At 70.1% G+C, this 18437-nt stretch carries 15 protein-coding genes; 5 read left to right on the top strand and 10 right to left on the bottom strand.

Features of this window, described 5'->3' with window-relative positions; all coding sequences use genetic code 11:
* Positions 1–99: 99 nt before the first annotated feature.
* The 3 genes from D7Y13_RS08865 to D7Y13_RS08855 form a co-directional block, all read right to left on the bottom strand.
* A complete protein-coding gene (locus tag D7Y13_RS08865; RefSeq protein ID WP_120583279.1) occupies positions 100–1209 on the bottom strand; it encodes a hypothetical protein in 1110 nt (369 codons plus the stop codon).
* An 84-nt stretch (positions 1210–1293) separates the two neighbouring features.
* The gene (locus D7Y13_RS08860; RefSeq protein WP_120531248.1) at positions 1294–1659 is read right to left on the bottom strand and encodes a response regulator; all 366 of its coding nucleotides are present in this window, start codon (positions 1657–1659) and stop codon (positions 1294–1296) included.
* On the bottom strand, positions 1656–5135 hold the full coding sequence (locus D7Y13_RS08855; protein WP_158622159.1) for an ATP-binding protein: 3480 nt from the start codon (positions 5133–5135) through the stop codon (positions 1656–1658). Before D7Y13_RS08855 ends, D7Y13_RS08860 begins: the two co-directional genes overlap by 4 nt.
* Positions 5136–5309: 174 nt before the next feature.
* Here D7Y13_RS08855 and D7Y13_RS08850 point away from each other — a divergent pair, with 174 nt between their 5' ends.
* The 3 genes from D7Y13_RS08850 (at position 5310) to D7Y13_RS08840 (ending at position 9981) form a co-directional block, all read left to right on the top strand.
* A complete protein-coding gene (locus D7Y13_RS08850) occupies positions 5310–7523 on the top strand; it encodes a molybdopterin oxidoreductase family protein (protein WP_120531246.1) in 2214 nt (737 codons plus the stop codon).
* A 203-nt stretch (positions 7524–7726) separates the two neighbouring features.
* Positions 7727–8641 carry a hypothetical protein gene (locus tag D7Y13_RS08845; protein WP_120531245.1) on the top strand — a complete coding sequence of 305 codons (915 nt, stop codon included), beginning with the start codon at positions 7727–7729 and terminating at the stop codon, positions 8639–8641.
* A complete protein-coding gene (locus D7Y13_RS08840) occupies positions 8638–9981 on the top strand; it encodes a hypothetical protein (RefSeq protein WP_120583280.1) in 1344 nt (447 codons plus the stop codon). Before D7Y13_RS08845 ends, D7Y13_RS08840 begins: the two co-directional genes overlap by 4 nt.
* A gap of 15 nt (positions 9982–9996) precedes the next feature.
* On the opposite strand, the gene D7Y13_RS08835 is transcribed toward D7Y13_RS08840, so the two are convergent.
* A complete protein-coding gene (locus D7Y13_RS08835) occupies positions 9997–11061 on the bottom strand; it encodes a lysylphosphatidylglycerol synthase domain-containing protein (protein WP_233595489.1) in 1065 nt (354 codons plus the stop codon).
* A 289-nt stretch (positions 11062–11350) separates the two neighbouring features.
* Between D7Y13_RS08835 and D7Y13_RS08830 the strand changes: the two genes are divergently transcribed.
* Together D7Y13_RS08830 and D7Y13_RS08825 are read left to right on the top strand one after the other, a co-directional pair.
* Entirely contained in the window at positions 11351–12337 is a 987-nt protein-coding gene (locus D7Y13_RS08830) for a zinc-dependent alcohol dehydrogenase family protein (protein WP_120583281.1), read from the top strand.
* A 49-nt stretch (positions 12338–12386) separates the two neighbouring features.
* Positions 12387–13151 carry a glucose 1-dehydrogenase gene (locus D7Y13_RS08825; RefSeq protein WP_120531242.1) on the top strand — a complete coding sequence of 255 codons (765 nt, stop codon included), beginning with the start codon at positions 12387–12389 and terminating at the stop codon, positions 13149–13151.
* A 21-nt stretch (positions 13152–13172) separates the two neighbouring features.
* Here D7Y13_RS08825 and D7Y13_RS48635 read toward each other — a convergent pair whose 3' ends face one another.
* The 6 genes from D7Y13_RS48635 to D7Y13_RS08795 all read right to left on the bottom strand — a co-directional run bounded on the left by D7Y13_RS48635 (position 13173) and on the right by D7Y13_RS08795 (position 18381).
* Positions 13173–15692: a hypothetical protein gene (locus D7Y13_RS48635; protein ID WP_120583282.1), complete on the bottom strand. Its 2520-nt coding sequence runs from the start codon at positions 15690–15692 to the stop codon at positions 13173–13175.
* Between the two features lie 66 nt (positions 15693–15758).
* Positions 15759–17093, bottom strand: a complete 1335-nt coding sequence (locus D7Y13_RS08815; protein WP_120583283.1) for a phospholipase D-like domain-containing protein — start codon at positions 17091–17093, stop codon at positions 15759–15761.
* The gene (locus tag D7Y13_RS08810; protein ID WP_120531239.1) at positions 17083–17607 is read right to left on the bottom strand and encodes a phospholipase D-like domain-containing protein; all 525 of its coding nucleotides are present in this window, start codon (positions 17605–17607) and stop codon (positions 17083–17085) included. Before D7Y13_RS08810 ends, D7Y13_RS08815 begins: the two co-directional genes overlap by 11 nt.
* Complete coding sequence (locus D7Y13_RS08805) at positions 17604–17897, bottom strand: hypothetical protein (protein ID WP_120531238.1); 294 nt, start codon at positions 17895–17897, stop codon at positions 17604–17606. The genes D7Y13_RS08810 and D7Y13_RS08805 overlap by 4 nt, the downstream gene beginning before the upstream one ends.
* Positions 17898–17911: 14 nt before the next feature.
* Positions 17912–18115, bottom strand: a complete 204-nt coding sequence (locus tag D7Y13_RS08800) for a hypothetical protein (protein ID WP_120531237.1) — start codon at positions 18113–18115, stop codon at positions 17912–17914.
* Entirely contained in the window at positions 18115–18381 is a 267-nt protein-coding gene (locus D7Y13_RS08795; protein ID WP_120583284.1) for a hypothetical protein, read from the bottom strand. The genes D7Y13_RS08800 and D7Y13_RS08795 overlap by 1 nt, the downstream gene beginning before the upstream one ends.
* Between the last annotated feature and the right edge of the window lie 56 nt (positions 18382–18437).

Here is an 18437-nt window from a genome sequence, read left to right as displayed (position 1 = left end):
GTCCTTGCCAGAAGGTTCCTGTTGCCGTCCAATGGTGCACAAACCAATGATTGGCGCGGGGCGTCAACAGCGCGGGAGCCGGGAGGGGACCCGGCGGCGTCACGGCTCGGGGTTCTGCTTCGGTTCGTTCGGGGGAGTGGCCCGAGCGACCGGGGGTCCCTGCATCGCCGCGCGCAGCCGCCCGTCGAGTTCCTGGACCAGGATGCCCAGCAGTTCGTAGGCCTTGCGCGTGAAGAGGCCGACGAGCAGGCCCGCGAAGGCCATGCTGTAGGGGTTGAAGTGGGGAACGTCCCCGCTCAACTCCATCATGAAGACACTGCGACCGCCGCGCAGCGACAGGAACGCGACGAACCCCGACGCCAATCCCAGGACCACCTGCTTCGTCGCGAACCGAGCGCCTCCCTCCCGCAGCATCGCGATGATGGCGCCGACCAGCGCGCAGCACGCCACGACGAGCGCCAGCAGGTAGTCGGTTCGCGCATGCTCCAGGGGAATCTGGGCCCAGAAGTTCTGGAGCTGGCGCCCCAGGCTTTCGACCCAGGGGGGCTCGGGCAGGGCCGCGGTCGCTTCATTTCCAGGGGGAGGCTGCGCGGAAGCGCCTGACTGCGGATCCATCCCGTCAGGGAACGTCAGCCGTGCTCTCACCTTCCTCACGTTCGACCGCATCTCCTCCAGGATGAGCGCAGCGCCCTTTCTCGATGCGCCCGCGCCGCGGACCGACAGGGAATCAATCTGGCTTCGCGACTCCATGGCGTAGCCATGAATCCAGGCCACCCCCAGCAGATGCCGTTGTGTGGAGTGGTTCCGCGCCTCCTGCGCCGCGAGCAGCACCGCGCCTGACTTCATGTCCGTGTCTTGAGCCGCGCCCAGAGGCATGGGTGGGGAGGAGATCTGGCTCATCAGCAGCGCGGTCTCCTCCCGCTCCAGCATGTCCACCTCCGCCCGGGCCTGCTGCCGCGAAGAGATTTCCGCGATGGAGGCAATCGCCAGGACCGCGCTCAAGAGCAGCAGGCAGAGCGTCATTCCTTCCGACACCCGCTGGACGAAGAAGAGCCCCATGGCCCGCAGCGAGGCGAGCACCGTGGGCATCGGTTCGACCGACAGACCACTCGGGGCAACGGAGGGGATGGGAGGAACGACCGTCACGATGGGCGCGTTGGACGCGGGTTCGGTCCTGCCGGATTTCTCGCCGCTCGACTTGGCCATCATTCCCCCCTGCGGAATGCGTGGAAATTACCACACCCCTCTTCCACGCCGCAGCCACGGGTGAAGCCTCACACCTGCCATTCCCCGCTACGCGGCGGGGGCGGCCGCCGCGGCGAGCAGCAGGTCGATGTCCACGGGCTTGCGCAGGTAGGAGCGGGCGGCGAGGACTTCTCGGCGGCTGTCGAGCTGCGGATCGGCGCTCATCACCACCACCGGGATGTGGGCGAAGCGCGCGTCAGCCCGCTGCTCGGTGCGGAACTGGAACCCGTCCTTCACCGGCATCATCAGGTCCAGGAGGATGAGGTCGGGCGGCGGTCGCAGCGTCTCCAGCAGGGTGAGCGCGTGCGCCCCATGATCCGCGCACACCACCGTGTGCCCTTCTTCTTCCAACAGCTCACGGATGGATTCCCGGATGTAGAAGTCGTCCTCCACCACGAGGATGCAACGGCTCATGCCCGGCTCTCCCGCGCCGTGGCCCGTTCAGGAGGACGGGCACTCGCGGCGTCACGGGGCAGGAGTACCACGAAACATGCGCCCCCTTCCGGCCCCGCCTCCACCGAGATCCTCCCGCCGTGGGCCACGACGATCTGCTTGGAGATGAAGAGCCCCAGCCCCAGTCCTCCCGCGTTGCGCGACGCGAGCCCCCGGTCGAAGCGGTCGAAGATGCTCTCACGCTGCGCCTGGGGAACCCCGGGCCCCTGGTCACTCACCTCCAGGCGGACCTGGTCCCCCTGCTCCTCCAGACGCACTTCCAGCGGCGTGCCCGGCGCGTACTTCACCGCGTTGGACAGCAGGTTCGTCAGCACCTGCTCCAGCCGACGCCCATCCCACGTCCCCACGAGCACGGGCGGAACCTCCAGCCGCACCTGACAGCCTGCCTGCGCCAGTTGTCCGGAGAGGCGCTCCAGCACGTCGGAGATGAGCTGCGTGAGGTCCACCTCCTGGAACAACAGGTCGAGCGTGCCCGTCCGGATGCGCGCCACGTCGAGCAGATCGTCGACGAGGCCCGTCAGCCGGTCCACCTGGAGCAATGACACACGCATCGCCTTCGCCAGCTTCTCCGGGCTCGGCATGCGGCCCTCGTCTGGCTTCACGCTCCGCTCGGTCATCTGCAATTGCATCCGCAGCGACGTGATGGGTGTCTTCAGCTCGTGCGAGGCGATGGAGAGGAATTCGTCGCGCGCGCCGAGCAACACCTTCAGCTCGCGCTCCACCTGCTTGAGCCGGGAGATGTCCCGCAGCGTGAGGATGGTCCGCGACGGCTGCTGCCCGATGGCCGGCACGAAGTCCGAGTCCACCACGAGGTGGAGACGTCCACCGGGGGCGTGCCCGACGGCCTCCAGGTCGCGGACCGGCGCATCCAGGGCACGCGCCAGGTTGAACGGCGCCTCGGCCTCGTCGGTGAGCCGGAAGGCGCGGCCGTGTTCCGTGTCATCCAGCCTGCTGGGAAAGTCGCCGTCCGCCAGCTCCTGCGCCGCGTGGTTCGCGAAGGTGAACTGGCGCGAGTCCGGGTTGACGAGCAGCGTGGGCGTCGGGAGGCGATCCAACACCGCCTCCAGCCATTGCTGCTGCTGCGCGAGGTCCTCCGCGTGCGCCTCCTGCTCCGCCGCCCGCATCCGCATGGCCGCCATGGTGAGCTGCGCCTGCACCCGGGCCAGCAGCTCCCGGGCCGCGAAGGGCTTGGTCAGGTAGTCGTCCGCGCCCAGCTCCAGCCCGCTCGCCGTGGCCTCCTCGCCCGCGCGGGCGGACAGCAGGATGACGGGCAGCGTGCGCAGCGCTTCGTCCGCCCGCAGCTGCCGCACCAGCTCGATGCCATCCATCACCGGCATCATCACGTCCGACAGGATGAGATCCGGCCTCGACTCCCGCGCCGAGCGCAGCGCCTCCGCGCCGTTCGGGACCGCCGTCACCCGGTAGCGCCGCTCCAGGAGGCGACGGACATAGTCGCGCATGTCCGCGTTGTCGTCGGCCAGCAGGACCCGAGGGCGGACGCCTCCCACCACCTCTTCGTGGGGAAGGCGCGCCGCCACCGGGGCGTCGGCTCGCGGCCCATTCTCGGAGGCATCATGGAGCGGGGCCTGCGGGGTGGGCGCTCCCGGCGCGGGCTCCTCCACCCAGCGCAGCGACTCCTCGACAAAGGCATCCACGCGCATCGGGTTGGCGGGGGGCTGCGCTCCCGGATCCGAAGCCGGCGCCCCCTTCCAGTAGGCGTTCCCGAGCGGCACGCGGACGAAGAACGTGGAGCCTTCCCCGACGGCGCTGCGCACCTCCACCGAACCGCCATGAAGCTTCGCCAGGTCCTGCACGAGCGCGAGCCCGATGCCGCTGCCCTCGTGGGTCCTCCCCTTCGCCTCCTGCACACGGTGGAAGCGCTGGAACACGCGGCCCAGCTCGCTCTCCGGGATGCCAATGCCCGTGTCCTGCACCGACAGCCGCGCGAAGCCGCCCTCCCGCTTCAACTCGACGCGGATCTCCCCAGCGTGGGTGAACTTGAACGCGTTCGACACGAGGTTGAGGACGATCTTCTCCCACATCTCGCGGTCGACGAGCACCGGCTCCCCGAGCGGCTCCGCGTCCACCACCAGGCGCATGCCCGCGCGCTCCACGGCGGAACGGAAGGCGCTCGCGAGGTCGCGGGTGAGCGAGGACAGGTCGGTGGGCTCCGCCGAGGCCCGGGCACGGCCCGCCTCGATGCGCGAGAAGTCGAGCAGCGCATTCACCAGCTTGAGCAGTCGCAGCGCATTGCGGTGCACGACCCGCAGCTCGTCCTGCACGCTTCCTGGCAGTCCGCCCTGCCGCCCGGCCAGCAGATCCTCCAGGGGCCCGAGCAGCAGCGTGAGCGGCGTGCGGAACTCGTGGCTCACGTTGCTGAAGAACGCGGTCTTCGCCTGATCGATCTCCGCCAGCGCCTCGGCCCTGCGCCGCTCCGCTTCATAGGCGCGCGCGTTCCCAAGGGCCGCGCTCGCCGCCCCACCCAGCATCTCCACGAAGGTCCGGTAGGACTCATCGAGCGGAAGCCGCTGGCTCGTCCCGACGACGAGGAAACCGAGCGGGACCTCCACGCCCGCGACCCGGACCGGCAACACGAAGGCCGTGCCCAGCGGCTCCGGGTACGGGCCCGCGGGGACACGACCGAACCGCGCCTCCAGGTCCGTCACCGGCTCCACCCGTCCACTGCGAGCCGCGCGCGCGAGCGGCCACCCCGACTCCCCGTCTCCATCCACGAGACGGAGGACTTCCGGCGCGAGCGCACCTCCCGCCTGGGTTCCGCGCGTCCCACGCAGCCGGGCCTGGGTGCCGTCGGGCGTCGTCACGTAGAGGAGCGCGAACGGCAGGTCGAAGGCGTACTCCCCCAGCGTCGCGAGAAGCAGGTCGCACGCCTCGTCGAACACCAGGGCCTGCCCCGCGCGATCCGCCACGTCGCGCAGCGCCCGCGTCCGCCGCTGGGCGAGCATCGTGGAGGTGGTCTCCGTCACCGGGTGGAAGATGCCCACCACCTTGCCGAACTCGTCACGGATGGGGCTGGACGAGAAGGTGAAGAAGGTCTCCTCCGGGTAGCCGTTGCGCTCGAGGAACATCCGCTGGTTCTCGAGGTAAGAGGTCTCGCCCGCGAGCGCCCGCTCGAAGGGTTCACCAATGGCGGGCCACGCGGAGGCCCAGGTGACCCGGTAGCTCTCCCCCAGCGCGCGCGGGTGCACCGCGCCGCAGACCCCGCGGTAGCCATCGTTGTAGATCTGGCTGTGGCCGTCCCCCCAGATGATGTTGATGGGGAAGTTCGACGCGAGGCAGAGGCTCACGGTCGTGCGCAGGCTCTGCGGCCACGACTCGATGGGCCCCAGCGGGGACTTCGACCAGTCGAGTGACGCGATGAGCGTGGACATTTCGCCCCCACCCGCGAGCCACTCCAGCTTCCTGGGAAGGGCGCTCATCCTGCTGAAGGTATACGTACGCGGGTACGACGTCACAAGGATGGCGTTGGTACTTCGCGGAGTTGAACTGTCGCGCATTGAACCCGCGCCCGGGACAGACCCGGCCTGACAGCGCCAGGCCACCAGACAGGCGGTCCTGCCTCCCGCCCCAGGGCGGGCGTAGACTCTCCGCCCATGAGCGCTTCCGCCCCGCCCCAGGTCCACTTCCGCACCTGCAACCTCTGCGAAGCGATGTGCGGGGTGCGCATCGAAGTGGCCGACGGTCGCATCACGTCCATCAAGGGCGACGACGCGGACCCGTTCAGCCGGGGCCACATCTGTCCCAAGGCCGTGGCGCTGCGCGATCTGCATGAAGATCCGGACCGCCTGCGCCATCCCATGAAGCGCACCGCGTCCGGTTGGGAGCGCGTGTCCTGGGAGGACGCGCTCGGCGACATCACCCGGCGACTCCATGCCCTCCAGCAGGAGCACGGTCCCCACACCGTGGGCGCCTACCTGGGCAATCCCAACGTCCACAACCTGGGCGCGATGATGTTCGGCCCCGGCCTGCTTCGTGCGCTGCGCTCGCGCAACCGGTTCTCCGCCACCTCCGTGGACCAGCTTCCCCACCAGCTCGTGGCCCACTTCATGTTCGGCCACCAGTTGCTCGTCCCCATCCCGGACATCGACCGCACCCGGTACATGCTCATGCTGGGCGCCAATCCCCTGGCATCCAATGGCAGTCTGATGACCACGCCCGATGTCCGCGCCCGCCTCCGCGCCATCCAGGAGCGCGGAGGCAGGGTCGTCGTCATCGACCCGCGCCGCACGGAGACGGCCGGCATCGCCGACCAGCACGTCTTCGTCCGCCCCGGCACCGATGCGCTCGCCCTGCTCTCCCTGCTGCACATCGCCCTGGGAGAAGGCACCCAGCGCATGGGCCGGCTCGCCGCGTTCGTGGACGGGCTGGACACCATCGTGTCCCTGGTCCGCGACTTCCCTCCGGAGCGCACGGCACCGCACACCGGCATCGCGCCGGACGTGCTGCGCGGCATCGCCCGGGACTTCCTCGCGGCGGAGGGCGCCGTCTGCTACGGCCGCGTCGGCGTGTCCACGCAGCCCTTTGGCTCCCTCTGCCAATGGCTCATCAACGTCCTCAACATCGTCACCGGCAACCTGGACCGCGAAGGCGGCGCGCTCTTCACGCAGCCCGCGTTCGACCTCATCGGTGGGCCACGCGCGCTGGGCGTCAGCCCCGGCAGCCATGGCCGCTGGAAGAGCCGGGTGCGCGGCCTGCCGGAGTCCTCCGGCGAGCTGCCCGTGGCCGTGCTCGCGGAGGAGATCCTCACGCCGGGAGAGGGACGCATCCGCGCCCTCATCACCGTGGCCGGCAACCCCGTGCTGTCCACGCCCAATGGCACCCAGCTGGACACGGCGCTGTCACAGTTGGACCTCATGGTGAGCGTGGATCCGTACCTCAACGAGACCACCCGGCACGCCCACTACATCCTGCCCCCCGCGTCCCTGCTGGAGCGCGGGCACTACGACCTCGTCTTCCACGTGCTCGCCGTGCGCAACACGGCCAAGTACTCACCGCCCGTGTTCGCCGCCGCTCCGGAGTCCCGCCAGGATTGGGAGATCCTCCTGGAGCTCCAGCACCGCCTGGAGACACTGCGAAAGGGCCGCACCGCCCGCGCCACCTTCCAGTACCAGGCCCTCAAGCGTCTGGGGCCAGAGCGCCTGCTCGACCTGGGCCTGCGCATGGGGCCGTATGGCTCGCGCTTCCATCCGCTCAAGAAGGACGGCCTGTCGCTCGCGAAGCTGCGCGCTTCGCCCCACGGCATCGACCTGGGCCCCTTGAAGCCTTCCCTCCCAGGCCGCCTCCGCCACCGCTCCAAACGCATCCAACTGGCTCCGGAGCTGCTCGTCGCGGATGTCGCCCGGCTCCGCGCGACCTTCACGGACGACTCCGCGCCTCGCGAGAACGAATTGCTGCTCATTGGCCGGCGGCACCTTCGCGACAACAACTCCTGGATGCACAACGTGCCGGGACTGATGAAGGGCCGCCCGCGCTGCACCCTCATGATTCATCCGGACGATGCTTCGCGCCTGGGCCTCGCCGACGGCGTGGACGCCACCATCCGCTCTCGCGTGGGAGAGGTCACCGTGCCTGTCGCCGTCACCGCCGACGTCATGCCCGGTGTCGTCAGCCTGCCGCACGGCTACGGCCATCAGCGCTCCGGCATCCGCATGCAGGTGGCGGGCGCGCACGCGGGCGCCAGCATCAACGACCTCACGGATGAGCAGGCCCTGGATGCCGTCAGCGGCAACGCCGCCTTCAGCGGCACGCCGGTGCGGATACGGCCAGCGCTTCCCTCACCGTCCGACTCCGCCACACCAGCCGTGTAATCGCTCTCTCCAGGACAAACCCTGAAAAGTCTTGTCATCAGGATTTTCCTGAAGACTTGCAGTCATGGGTGGCCTCACGACGTCCCGGAGGCCATGGGGTGCGCCGCGACTCATTGGCATACATGGCGGCACTGGCGGCCTGTTTACAGGCAAACAGCCTTCCATTAGGGTCCCGCGCAATGCTGCGTGCGCGAGTCGTTGGTTTGTTCGTGCTGGCGGCGATCCTCGCGGTGCCTGGAATTGCCCGCGCGCAGATCGTGGTCGGCCTCTATCCGGTACAGGGAAAAATCGAGCCAGGGGTCCGCGCGGATGCGGAAGGGCTCATCGCCTCCGGGGTCCGGGCCAGCAACCGGCGACAGGGGTCGCTGGTCCTGCGCGGTCCCGTGCCGTTGAAGGCGTCGTGTGAGCCCAAGCCGACCACGGAGTGTCTGGCGGGGCTCGCGCGTGGAGGCGCCATCATCTACGCCGAGGCGACCGTGGTGGACGGGGTGGCTTCCGTCTCGATGTCGGCCATCACCGAGAGGCAGCACCGGACGGCCCCCGTCAAATTCCGTTTCATCCCCGGGTTCCTGGATCTGCGGCCGGTGCACTATGCCGTCGAGCAGCTCGAGAAGGCCCTCACCGAGCCGACATCGCAGCCGGTCGCGGAGGATGCGGCACAGGGCGTCGCATCCGCCGAGCCCGCGCCCGCGCCTGATATCCGCCCCGAGCCGCCGCCGGTCGCATCTGCGGCCCCCGCGGAGGTGGAACCGCTGGCCGAACAGGACCCGGTGTCGCTCCACGACAAGGCCCGCCCGACTTCGTCCGGGTGGATGCGCAAGACGGGCATCTACGCTTCGATTGGCGGCGCGCTCGTGGCCGGCGCCGGTGGAGTCTTCGGGCTGCGCAGCAAGAGCCTGAACAAGGACCTGTCGCAACGCTACAACGACGGCCGCCTGGTCCCGGCGGACCGCGCGAAGTACGACCAGGCGAAGACGTCCAGCACGCTCGCGAACACCCTGATGATTGGCGGCGGCGTCGTCGCGCTCACCGGTCTCACCCTGTGGGGACTGTCGGGTGTGTCGTTCGACTCGGATGGCGATGGCGGCGGGAACGTCTACGTGAGGGGGCGCTGGTGATTCGTTCGTTCTTGGTGTGGGGTTCGGTGCTGTTGCTCGCGTGCACGAGCACCTCCGAGGGGCTGTGCGACGACGACTCCGGCTGTCTGCCGGGGCTGCGCTGCGAGCAGGGGGTCTGTACCGGGTGCGCCGACGATGACGGGTGCGAAGCCTGGCAGGCCTGCACGTCGAGCCGGCGGTGCGCGCTGCGTCCGGGGATGTGCGCGACCCAGAAGGATTGCAGGACGTGGGAGGAGTGCGGGGCCAGCCACACCTGCCAGTTGGTGGCGGGCTCCTGCCAGTCGTCCGCGGACTGCAAGGACTACGAGGAGTGCAGCGGCCTGACGCGCAAGTGCGTCCCCCAGGCGGACCGGTGCACCACCGCTGACGACTGTGGCGGGGGACTCTGGACGCCGACATGCGGGCAGGACAACCGGTGCGGCGGCACGAGCACGGGAGGGAACGACGTGCTGCTCTGGGGCACGCTCCAGGAGGGCCTCTGCGGCGCTGACGCGATCTCCGGCATCCTGACGCCCACGCGCGTGCAGGTGGGCTTCGACTGCGACACCTCCTCCGCCTTCAGTGAGGCGGTGGTCGCCCCCAACGGCCGCGTCTATTACATCGGCAGGGGCGGCAACCCCGATCGGATCAAGATCATGGTTCCGGAGTCCTTCACGCTCAAGGACAAGATCCGCTCGTACCCCGTGGATGGACCCCGGAACGATACACAGGTTCCGTCACCGGCATGCTCCGCCACCCAGGACATCGGGAGCTTCGTCATGCGGGCGGGCACGGGCGCCGTTGCCTACAACTGCTCCCATGGGGGCAACACGTATTACAACAGTGCTGGGGACGTCGTGGCGACCGGGCATCGCCTGCTCGCGTGGAACGCCGCCGGCTACCTGCTCGGCGTCGGCAGCGGCTACGAGCTGTTCGTGCTGGCCCCGGATCAGCAGGTCATTCCCATCACCGGGCTGCCGGGCGACCATCTGGACACCATCGATGCGCGTGCGCATCCGACAGGGTTCATGTTGGCCATGAACCGGACCTCCGGAATCCAGGAGTTGTGGCATGTCGACAACAGCGGCGCTGCCACCGTCCTGGGCACGTACGGTGAGGGCCCGGCGGAAGCCGACAGGGTCAGCTACGGAATCCTGGACGCCGGGGGCGCCCTCTATTCGAGGAGCAGCCCGAGGGAGGATGTGGGGATCACCGACCTGGTCGTCAAGCGGCCGCCCGACGGCTCCCGTGGCACGATCATCTACTCCGAGAAGTCCGCTCCGACGCCGGTGAACGCCGCGGCGAACTACGAGAAGGTCTTCAACTTCATGCACGCCTCGCATCTCTTCGCGGGCCCGTAACGGAGGCCCGTCAGCTCAAGCCGCCGCTGGGACGGCCGGCGCAACCACCTGCGCCGCCGTCACCTTCCGGGTCCGCCACACCAGCGGCGTGAGCGCCCCCACCAGCACGAACACCGCCTGCACCGCGTGCGCGAGCACCGCGATGGACATGGCCTTCGCCGCGGAGGTCCCCATCGCCCCCGCCGCCAGCGAGAACACGCTGTCCGTCACGCCCACCTGCCCCGGCACCAGCGAGCCCAGGGCCAGCGCCACCAGGTAGAGCCCCTGCGTGAAGAGCGCCTGCACCACCGTCGCGTCGATACCCACCGCGTGCGCCAGCACCGCGTACTGCATCACCTGCAACACGCGGCTGCCCAGGAACGCCAGCATCGGCCGCCACGGACACAGCCCTCCGGCGCACAGTGAGGCCTGGAACGACTGCGCGTGCGCGCCCCACTTCCCGCACCGGCGCTGCATCCACGCGCCCAGCCGCTTCGCGCGCAGGCCCGCGCGCACGCCCAGGGACGCCAGCAGCAACACGAAGCCGTGCACCAGCATCGCCACCGTGAACGCGGACCAGCCCGTCATCAGGTAGGACGCCACCGCGCACGGAAAGGAGATGAGCCCTCCGGCCCCCAGCGACGCGGACTGGGACGTGGCCGCCGCCGCCGTCGCCGCCGCGCCCCCCGCGTAGGGCGTCAGCAGCGTCGCCTTCGTCGCCTCCGCCGCCGCGCGGCCCGCGGGCGCCATGCTCGACACCGCCGTGCCAATCAACTGCGCGCGCACCAACACCGACAGCGGCACCTGCCCCGCGCGGGCACCGTAGGACAGGCGCGTCGCCGTCGCGTCGCACCCCTGACGTCCCAGCTCGATGAGCACCACCCAGGGCAACAGCGGCATCGCGGTCAGGAGCGTGGTCTTCAGCTCACCGGCGCCCGCCTTGTTCACCATCGCCGTCAGCATGCCCAGGCCGCCGAGCGCGAAGACGGGCTTGAGCACCGTCAGCAGCCTGCGCTTCCAGACGCACGGTTCGGCTGCCCGCCCTTCTGGAACGACCGCCAACGGTCCAGCCAGGGCCACTTCGTGGTGCACGCTGTTCACACTCGCCCCCCTCGCCCATCCCCACGTGCCCCACCGAGGGGTCCATTTCTGAAGCTGTGCAGCCCTCGCCGCCATGGCGAGGCCTGACTGTCGACGGCTGGCAGCCCCCCCATGGCTCGCGTTCGGGGGTGGACAGACCCGCGTCTCCCCAGGGTCGGAATGGAGCCTTCGTGGATCCACGCGACGGCCCGTCCACACCGCCCGTGGGCCTGCTTTGCACGCTCGGCAGCAGGGCCGAAGGCGGTTAGGGTGGCGCCGCCTTCAGTCAGGCTTCACGCGGGAGCATGCAATGAAAGCAGTGCGCTTCTCGGCCTTCGGTCCGCCCTCGGACGTCGCCCAGGTGGTGGAGGAATCCCCCGCGCCGCTCCAACCCGGCGAGGCGCGACTGGCCGTCCTCGCCACGCCCATCAACCCCTCTGACCTGCTCACCCTCTCCGGTGAATACGGCGTGCTGCCCAAGCTGCCCGCCACCCCGGGCAACGAGGGCGTGGGCCGCGTGGTGGAGGTAGCGGGCTCCGACGCCGTGGCGGTGGGCGACCTGGTGTTCCTGCCGCTGGGCGCGGGCACCTGGCGCACCCACCTCACCGCGCCCGCCGCGCAATTGCTGCCCGTGCCGCCGGGGTTGGACCTGCTCCAGGCGAGCATGCTGCTCGTGAATCCGCCCACCGCGTACCTGATGCTGCGCCAGTTCGTGACGCTCCAGCCCGGCGAGTGGGTGGTGCAGAACGCCGCCAACTCCGCCGTGGGCCGCTACCTCATCACCCTGGCGCAGGTGATGGGCTTGAAGACCGTCAACGTGGTGCGCCGCCAGGACCTGGCCGGCGAGTTGAAGGCCCAGGGCGCGGACGTGGTGCTGCTGGACACGGATGAATTGCCCAAGCAGGTGCGCGACGCGACGGGCGGCGCGAAGGTGCGGCTGGGCATCGACGCGGTGGGTGGGGAGTCGTCCCGGCGGCTGGGCGACTGTCTTTCCACCGGCGGCGTGCTGGTGAACTACGGCGCGATGAGCGGCAAGGGCCCCAAGCTGTCCGCGGCGGCCACCATCTTCAAGGACGTCACCCTGCGCGGCTTCTGGCTGGTGCGCTGGATGCGCAACGCCCCGCGCGAGGAGCAGAACGCCACCTTCGCGCGGCTCGCGGAGCTGATGTCCGTGGGCACGCTGCAGGCGCCCGTGGACGGCACCTTCCCGCTGGAGCGCATCCACGACGCGGTGAAGCGCGCCCAGGAGCCGGGCCGCAACGGGAAGATCATCCTGACCCCCAACCCCTCGGCCTGAAAGCTTGAAGGGCCGCCCCCTCCCCCACGGCATTGAAGGAGCAACGACCATGAAGCGAGTCGAAGGCAAGGTGGCACTGGTGACCGGCGGCGCGGGAGGCCTGGGCGCCGCGTCCGCGCGGATGCTCGCGCGCGAGGGCGCGAAGGTGGTGGTGACCGACCGGCGCGAGGCTGAAGCGCGCGCGGTGGCGGAGTCGCTGGGCGACGCGGGGCTGTTCGTCGCGCTGGACGTCACCCAGGAGGCCCAGTGGGAGAACGCCATGGCGCGCACCCTGGAGAAGTTCGGGCGGCTGGACGTGCTCGTGAACAACGCGGGCATGGGCATCGTGAAGGACATCGAGACCATGTCGCTGGACGAGTGGCGGCTGGTGCACGCGGTCAACCTGGACGGCGTCTTCCTGGGCTGCAAGCACGGCATCGCCGCGATGCGCAAGAGCAACGCGAAGGGCTCCATCATCAACATCTCCTCCATCGCCGGCATCGTGGGCGTGGGGCAGTTCCCCGCGTACAGCTCCAGCAAGGGCGGCGTGCGCCTCCTGTCCAAGTCCGTGGCGCTGCACTGCGCGGCCAAGGGCTACGGCATCCGGTGCAACTCCGTGCACCCGGGCTACGTGGAGACCGCCATGGTGGAGGCGCTGGCACAGGCCGGCGGTCAGGCGGAGAAGACGCGCGCGCGCATGCTCAAGGGCATCCCCCTGGGCAGCTTCGGTGAGCCCGACGACGTGGCGAACGCGGTGCTCTACCTCGCGTCGGACGAGTCCAAGGTGATGACCGGCGCCGAGGTCATCCTCGACGGCGGCGCCACCGCGCAGTAACGCGGGGCGCGGGCGCCCGGCTCACGCCCAGGGCGCCTGGAGCAGTTCGGAGAAGCGGATGGCCAGCTCCGGCCGGCCCACCATCGCCTGGCCCCAGGCGTTCGCCTGCGTGGCCCAGGTGGCGGGCGTCAGTCCCACGACCTCGAAGAGCTTCAGCACGTCCGCGCCCCCCTGCAGCGCCTTGAGCATCCGCGCGTATTGCAGGAGCGTGGGCAGGGACGTGCCGGGGAAGAGCACCTCCCGGTCCAGCGGGCGCGCGGGCACCTGGGGCTGGAGGTCCGTCATCAACATGCGGGCATTGGCCAGGGCCCGGGCCTGCTCCTTCCCGTGCTCCACCAGCCGGGCGGCCTCGCGGGCTTCGGCGGCGCGGCGCTCCTCCTCGGCCCGGCGCTCCTGGTCGCGGCGGCGGGACTCGGCCACCTGGCGTTCGATTTCACGTTCGCGCTCGCGCTCCTCGTGCGCGCGGCGGCGGTCGCGACGCTCGCGCATCATCCGCAGCGCGTCGTGCGTGTCGTCCAGGAAGTCGCGGTGGATGTTGGACTCCTCCGGCGGCGACGGCGTGGTGCGCACGCGCTGCTCGAAGGCGGGGAGGCGCGACTCGAAGTACGCCAGCTCCGCCTCCATCTCCTGGAGGTGGCGCGGGTCTTCTGACTCCACCCCGTGGAGCAGCGCCCAGGCCCCCTTGGACACGGAGAGGGACGCGGTGCGCGGGCGCGTGCCCACGGTCTCCTCCGCCGCGGCCCAGAGGGCTCGCAGCCTGCGGGGCAGCACGTCCAGCGTCACCTCCGCCAGCAGTTGCTCCGCGTGGGGATAGAGCCCCACGGGGTCCAGGCGCCACCACGCCTGGAAGCGCACCAGGGCGTCGGGCTCCGCCTCGCGCTGCTTCTCCCACAGGCGGTCGCGCCAGCCGGCGAAGGCGGCGAGCAACGGGCCGCGTTCGAAGGGATGGGATTGGAAGCGCTGCCAGACGGCCTCCACCAGGACCTCGCGTCCGGAGTACGCGCTCCACTGCCGCGCCACGCGGGACATGGGGGCCACCAGGAGGTGCTGATCCGGTCCCTCCCAGACCGCCATCAACAGCCGGGCCGCGTGTTCGACGCCGGAGGCGGGAAGGCGCGCCTGCTCGCGCCGCGAGGGGAACATCACCAGGGCCTCCAGCAGGGCCTCACCGCTGTATGGGTCGCGAGCCCAGTCGTTCAGCCGCCGCTGTTCATCCACCCCCGCGTGGTGGAGGAAGTGCACGAAGAGGAAGTCCTTGAAGCACGCGATGCGGTCCTTCTCCGCGCCGCGCTCAATCGCATGCACCGTCTCCTCCAGGAAGCACCACATCGCCTCCGTCTCCTCCTCCTCGGGAGGCTCGGCGGTGTCGCCGGGGGTGGCGGCCCAGCCGAAGAAGTGCAGCGCGGTCTCCGCGGGCAGGTCGCGCAGCACCGAGCGCGCCCAGCGGGCCCAGCGCTGCTGGTTCTCCAGCCCCCAGGCGTGGAAGGACTGCCGCTTCGCGAGGCGCAGGAGTTCATCCGCGAGGGAACCGACGGTGCGCACGGACACGGTGAGCAGCGCGTCCAGGGCCCCTTCGGGCGGGGGGAAGGGCAGGTCCCTGAGCACCTCCTGCACGAAGCGCTCGTTGCCCTCGCGCTTCAGCCGGGGGAAGAGCAGCGGTGAGCCCCACCCGCTCAGCGTGCGCCGGACGAAGGTGACGGTGTCCGCGTCCGGCGAGTCCAACGCCTGCGCCACCTCCACCTCGTCCCGCAGGGCCAGCGCGCATTCGAAGCGCACGTCCAGGTCGGTGCCATAAAGGCCCTGGTGCAGCGCGGCCGACACGACGGAGGGGGGCGCCTCTCGCGACACCCGCGTCCAGGCGACGGCGGCGCGCGCGCCGATTCCGGGCACGTCCAGCACGCCCAGGGCCAGCAGGCGGATCCGCTCGCGCTCGTCGGGGGTGAGCCGGACGGGGAAGGCGTTGCGCCAGCGCGTCAGGGCCAGCATCGCCTCCACCGCCATGCGCCCGTCCTGGTGCAGCAGGTAGCGCACCGTGGCGCGCGCGTCCTGGGAGGCCGTGCCTTCGTGCACCCACGCGAGCGCCGCCAGGTTGCGCAGGTCCGCGTCCGGCGCCTTGTTGGACAGGTACGCGAGGGAGTCCGGCAGGGGACTGAACGGGGCGATGCGCTCGGTGAGGAGGACTTCGTCCATGGGCAGGGCGGCCGCCCAGGCATCCTCCATGTCGAGCGAGAAGCCGCGTTGCACCAGCCGGGACTCGATGCGCCGCGCGTCCTCGATGAGCCGCAGCGCCACGCCCCATTGCCGTGCATAGCGGGCCGCCAGGGCTTCCACCTGGGAAGGGTCCAGCGCGGCGGTGCGGGCCGCCAGGGCGAAGCGGTCCACCCCGGACTTCAACAACTCGCGCGCGGCGCCGTAGCGCTCTGGCGGGACGGGGCCACAGAAGCAGTGCGGGCAGGCGACGTCGGACGGGATGAAGCGGATGCATCCGGGGCAGCGCACCTCGGCGCCCCGGCGCACGCCGCTGTCGAGCGGGGCGGACATGCCCCGTGTCTACTCCGTCGGAGGTCCTTCGTGCACCCCGAGGGAGTGCTGGCGCCGGAAGTGGCTTCAGGGTTCGGCCACCGCGGACTCCGCGGCCAGGGGGGAGGCAGCGGCTTCCCGCTGCGCCTTCTCCGTCCACAGCGCCCGGAAGCGCTCTTCCATCCGCGCGCCCAGCGGCTCCGAGTCCAGATACAGGCTCGTCTCGTCGTAGCGGGTGAACGAGCTCAACGTCCAGTTGTGGCTGCCCATCACCAGGTGCCTGTTGTCCACCAGCACCAGCTTGGAGTGCGTGAGTCGGCTCGCCGTGTCGTAGCGCACCGGCACCTTGCGGGCCGTCAGCGCCTGGAAGGCCGGCAGGTTGATGATGCGGGAATGATAGACATCCCCCTTCGCGTCCTGGTCCAGGATGACCTTGACGTCCACGCCGCGCTCATGCGCCGCGATGAGCTTTTGCAGCAGGCCATGTGTGGGGTATTTCGCATCCACGTACCGGAAGAAGAAGAGGACGACCCGCACGGAGCGCGCCGCTTCTGAGAGCAGACTCTCCACGAACTCCGGGTACTGGCCGTGCCTCAACAGCACACCCGCCCGGACCGTGCCGGAGGTGTCCTCGGCGTGGGCACGGGCCTGCTCCAGCCGTTCCTGTTCGGTCCGCGCCACGCTCGCCCGCGTGTCCCCCAGACGCCGTGCCACTCCGTAGGGGTGCTCCCGCGCATCCCGCAGGGCCTCCTCCAGTTCCATCAGCACCTGCGCCACCGGGCCCTGTCCCCGCGCGCGACGCCACTGGAACGAGCCACCGCTGGCGGCCACCCATTGCACGTACCGGGCGAAGGAGGGCTCCTGGACGAACGCCTCCAGCGCCTCGCTCCGGAACACCGGCGGGCGCTCCTCCAGGAGGAGCCGCCCGCGAAGCTGCTCCAGCCCCTTCACGCCCAGGCCCTCCACCCGCAGCAGGGACTCCAGCGTAAGGAAGGGGCCGTGCGCGCGGCGGTAGCTCACGATGCGCTCCGCCAGCACCCGCCCCAGGCCCGGCAGCCCTTCCAGCTCCTCCGCGCTGGCCGCGTTCACATCCAGGGCATCCACCCACTCGTGCGGTGTCACGAAGGGCAGCGCGGACGTGTCAGCCTCCTCGCGCACGGGCCTGCTGTAGCGGGCGGACGCGGCGCCTTCCTCCAGCGCACGGGCGTAGCGGCTCATCCGCCGTTGCAGCACCTCCCGGGCCCGGCGCAGGGCGAACTGGCGCGCGATGTCCTCGTCGGAGGCCTCATCCAAGACGAGCTCCCCGCCACGCGCGCGGCTGAGTTCCACCAGCAGCCCGGTGGCCCGCTCCAGCTCGCCCGGCTCCCACCGCACCTGCTCCGACCAGCCACGCACCATCGGCACGAACCACTCAGGACGCATGGGTTGCCTCCGCTTTGCGCGCACCCTCGGTCCAGAGCCGCTCGAAGTCCTGCCCCAGCCCCATCGCGAGCTGCGGGGAGCTCACCGCCAGGGAATCCTCATGGCTCACGTGGAAGGCGGAGTGCGTCCAGTTGTGACTGCCCAGCAACACCCGGTCATCCACGATGACGAACTTGCTGTGGGTGCTCACGTGACGTTCGGAGTGGAAGAGCCGCACCGGCAAGCCCAGCTCCCGCATGTAGAGCGCGGAGGTGGTGTTGGCGATGTGGACCTCCGGCGTGTCCGACACCCCCACCAGCACCCGTACGTCCACGTTGCGCCACCGCGCCTGGGCCAGTTGCTCCACCAGGCCCCGCACCGACCGCAGCGGATCCCTCAACACCCGCGTGTCGATGATGAAGACAGACACCCAGAGCCGCTTGCGCGCCAGCGCGAACCAGCTCGCCGCGAAGGGCGCGTAGTCCCCGTCGTGGAGCAGCGTGCCTTCAGACACGGGAAAGGCCTCGAAGCTCATGGCGCCTCCGCGGTCACGGTCGCCAGCCGCTCCCGCAATCCCTGCTCATAGTGTCGGTAGGTGAGGAGCAACCGGCGCGTGAAGTCCTGGTACGCCGCCAGCGCCAGGGAGACCCGTGGCGCCGCCTCCTTCTCCGAAGGGGTCTTCGCCTTCGCCTCCTGTTCGGCCTGGAAGACCAGCGCCACCTCCTGCCAGGAGAGCGTCGCGAGCTGTTCGTGGATGAGCAGGCGGTGCTCCTCCAGCAAATCCTCGATGGCTTCCAGCCGTTCGTATGTGGGGGGCATGGGCATGGGGGACGTCCTCGCTACATGCTGCCCGCTTCCTCGAGCAGCAGTTGGAGCATCCGTTCGAAGTCCCGCAGGGCCTGGTCCTCGGGGCTGGTGGGCGCGTAGGGGTCGCCGAAGTCGAACAGGTCGATGGACGTGCTGTCGCCTGGCAGGGCGTTGGGGTCGAACTCCGGGTCCAGGTGGAGCATGTCCGCGAAATTTCCGAGGTTGGGATAGCCCATCAGTGGACCTCCTCCCGTTCCTCTTCGGGCAGGTACGCACGGAGGGTGGCCTCGACGAGTGCCTTCAATTCCTCCGGGGTCCACGCCAGGGTGGACGCACGGAAGAAGCGGCGCGTGACGGGGTCCTCCACCTTCTCCCAGTCATACAGTTGCTCCAGCCGGAGCTGGACCAACTGCTCGCGCGTCATCGTCATCGCCAACCGGCGCAGCTGCTCCCTGAGGAGCTGCTCGAAGCGGGGTTGGAGGGGGACCACCAGGAGTTCCATGCAGGAAATCTGGGAGGTGCTCCAGGGCCTTCAAGAGACGGCCCAAAGGAGGCTTC

The organism is Corallococcus praedator, from assembly GCF_003612125.1.
Lineage (GTDB): Bacteria > Myxococcota > Myxococcia > Myxococcales > Myxococcaceae > Corallococcus > Corallococcus praedator.
The sequence above is the reverse complement of the archived record's forward strand: the minus strand, read 5'-3'. Positions and strand labels throughout refer to the sequence as shown.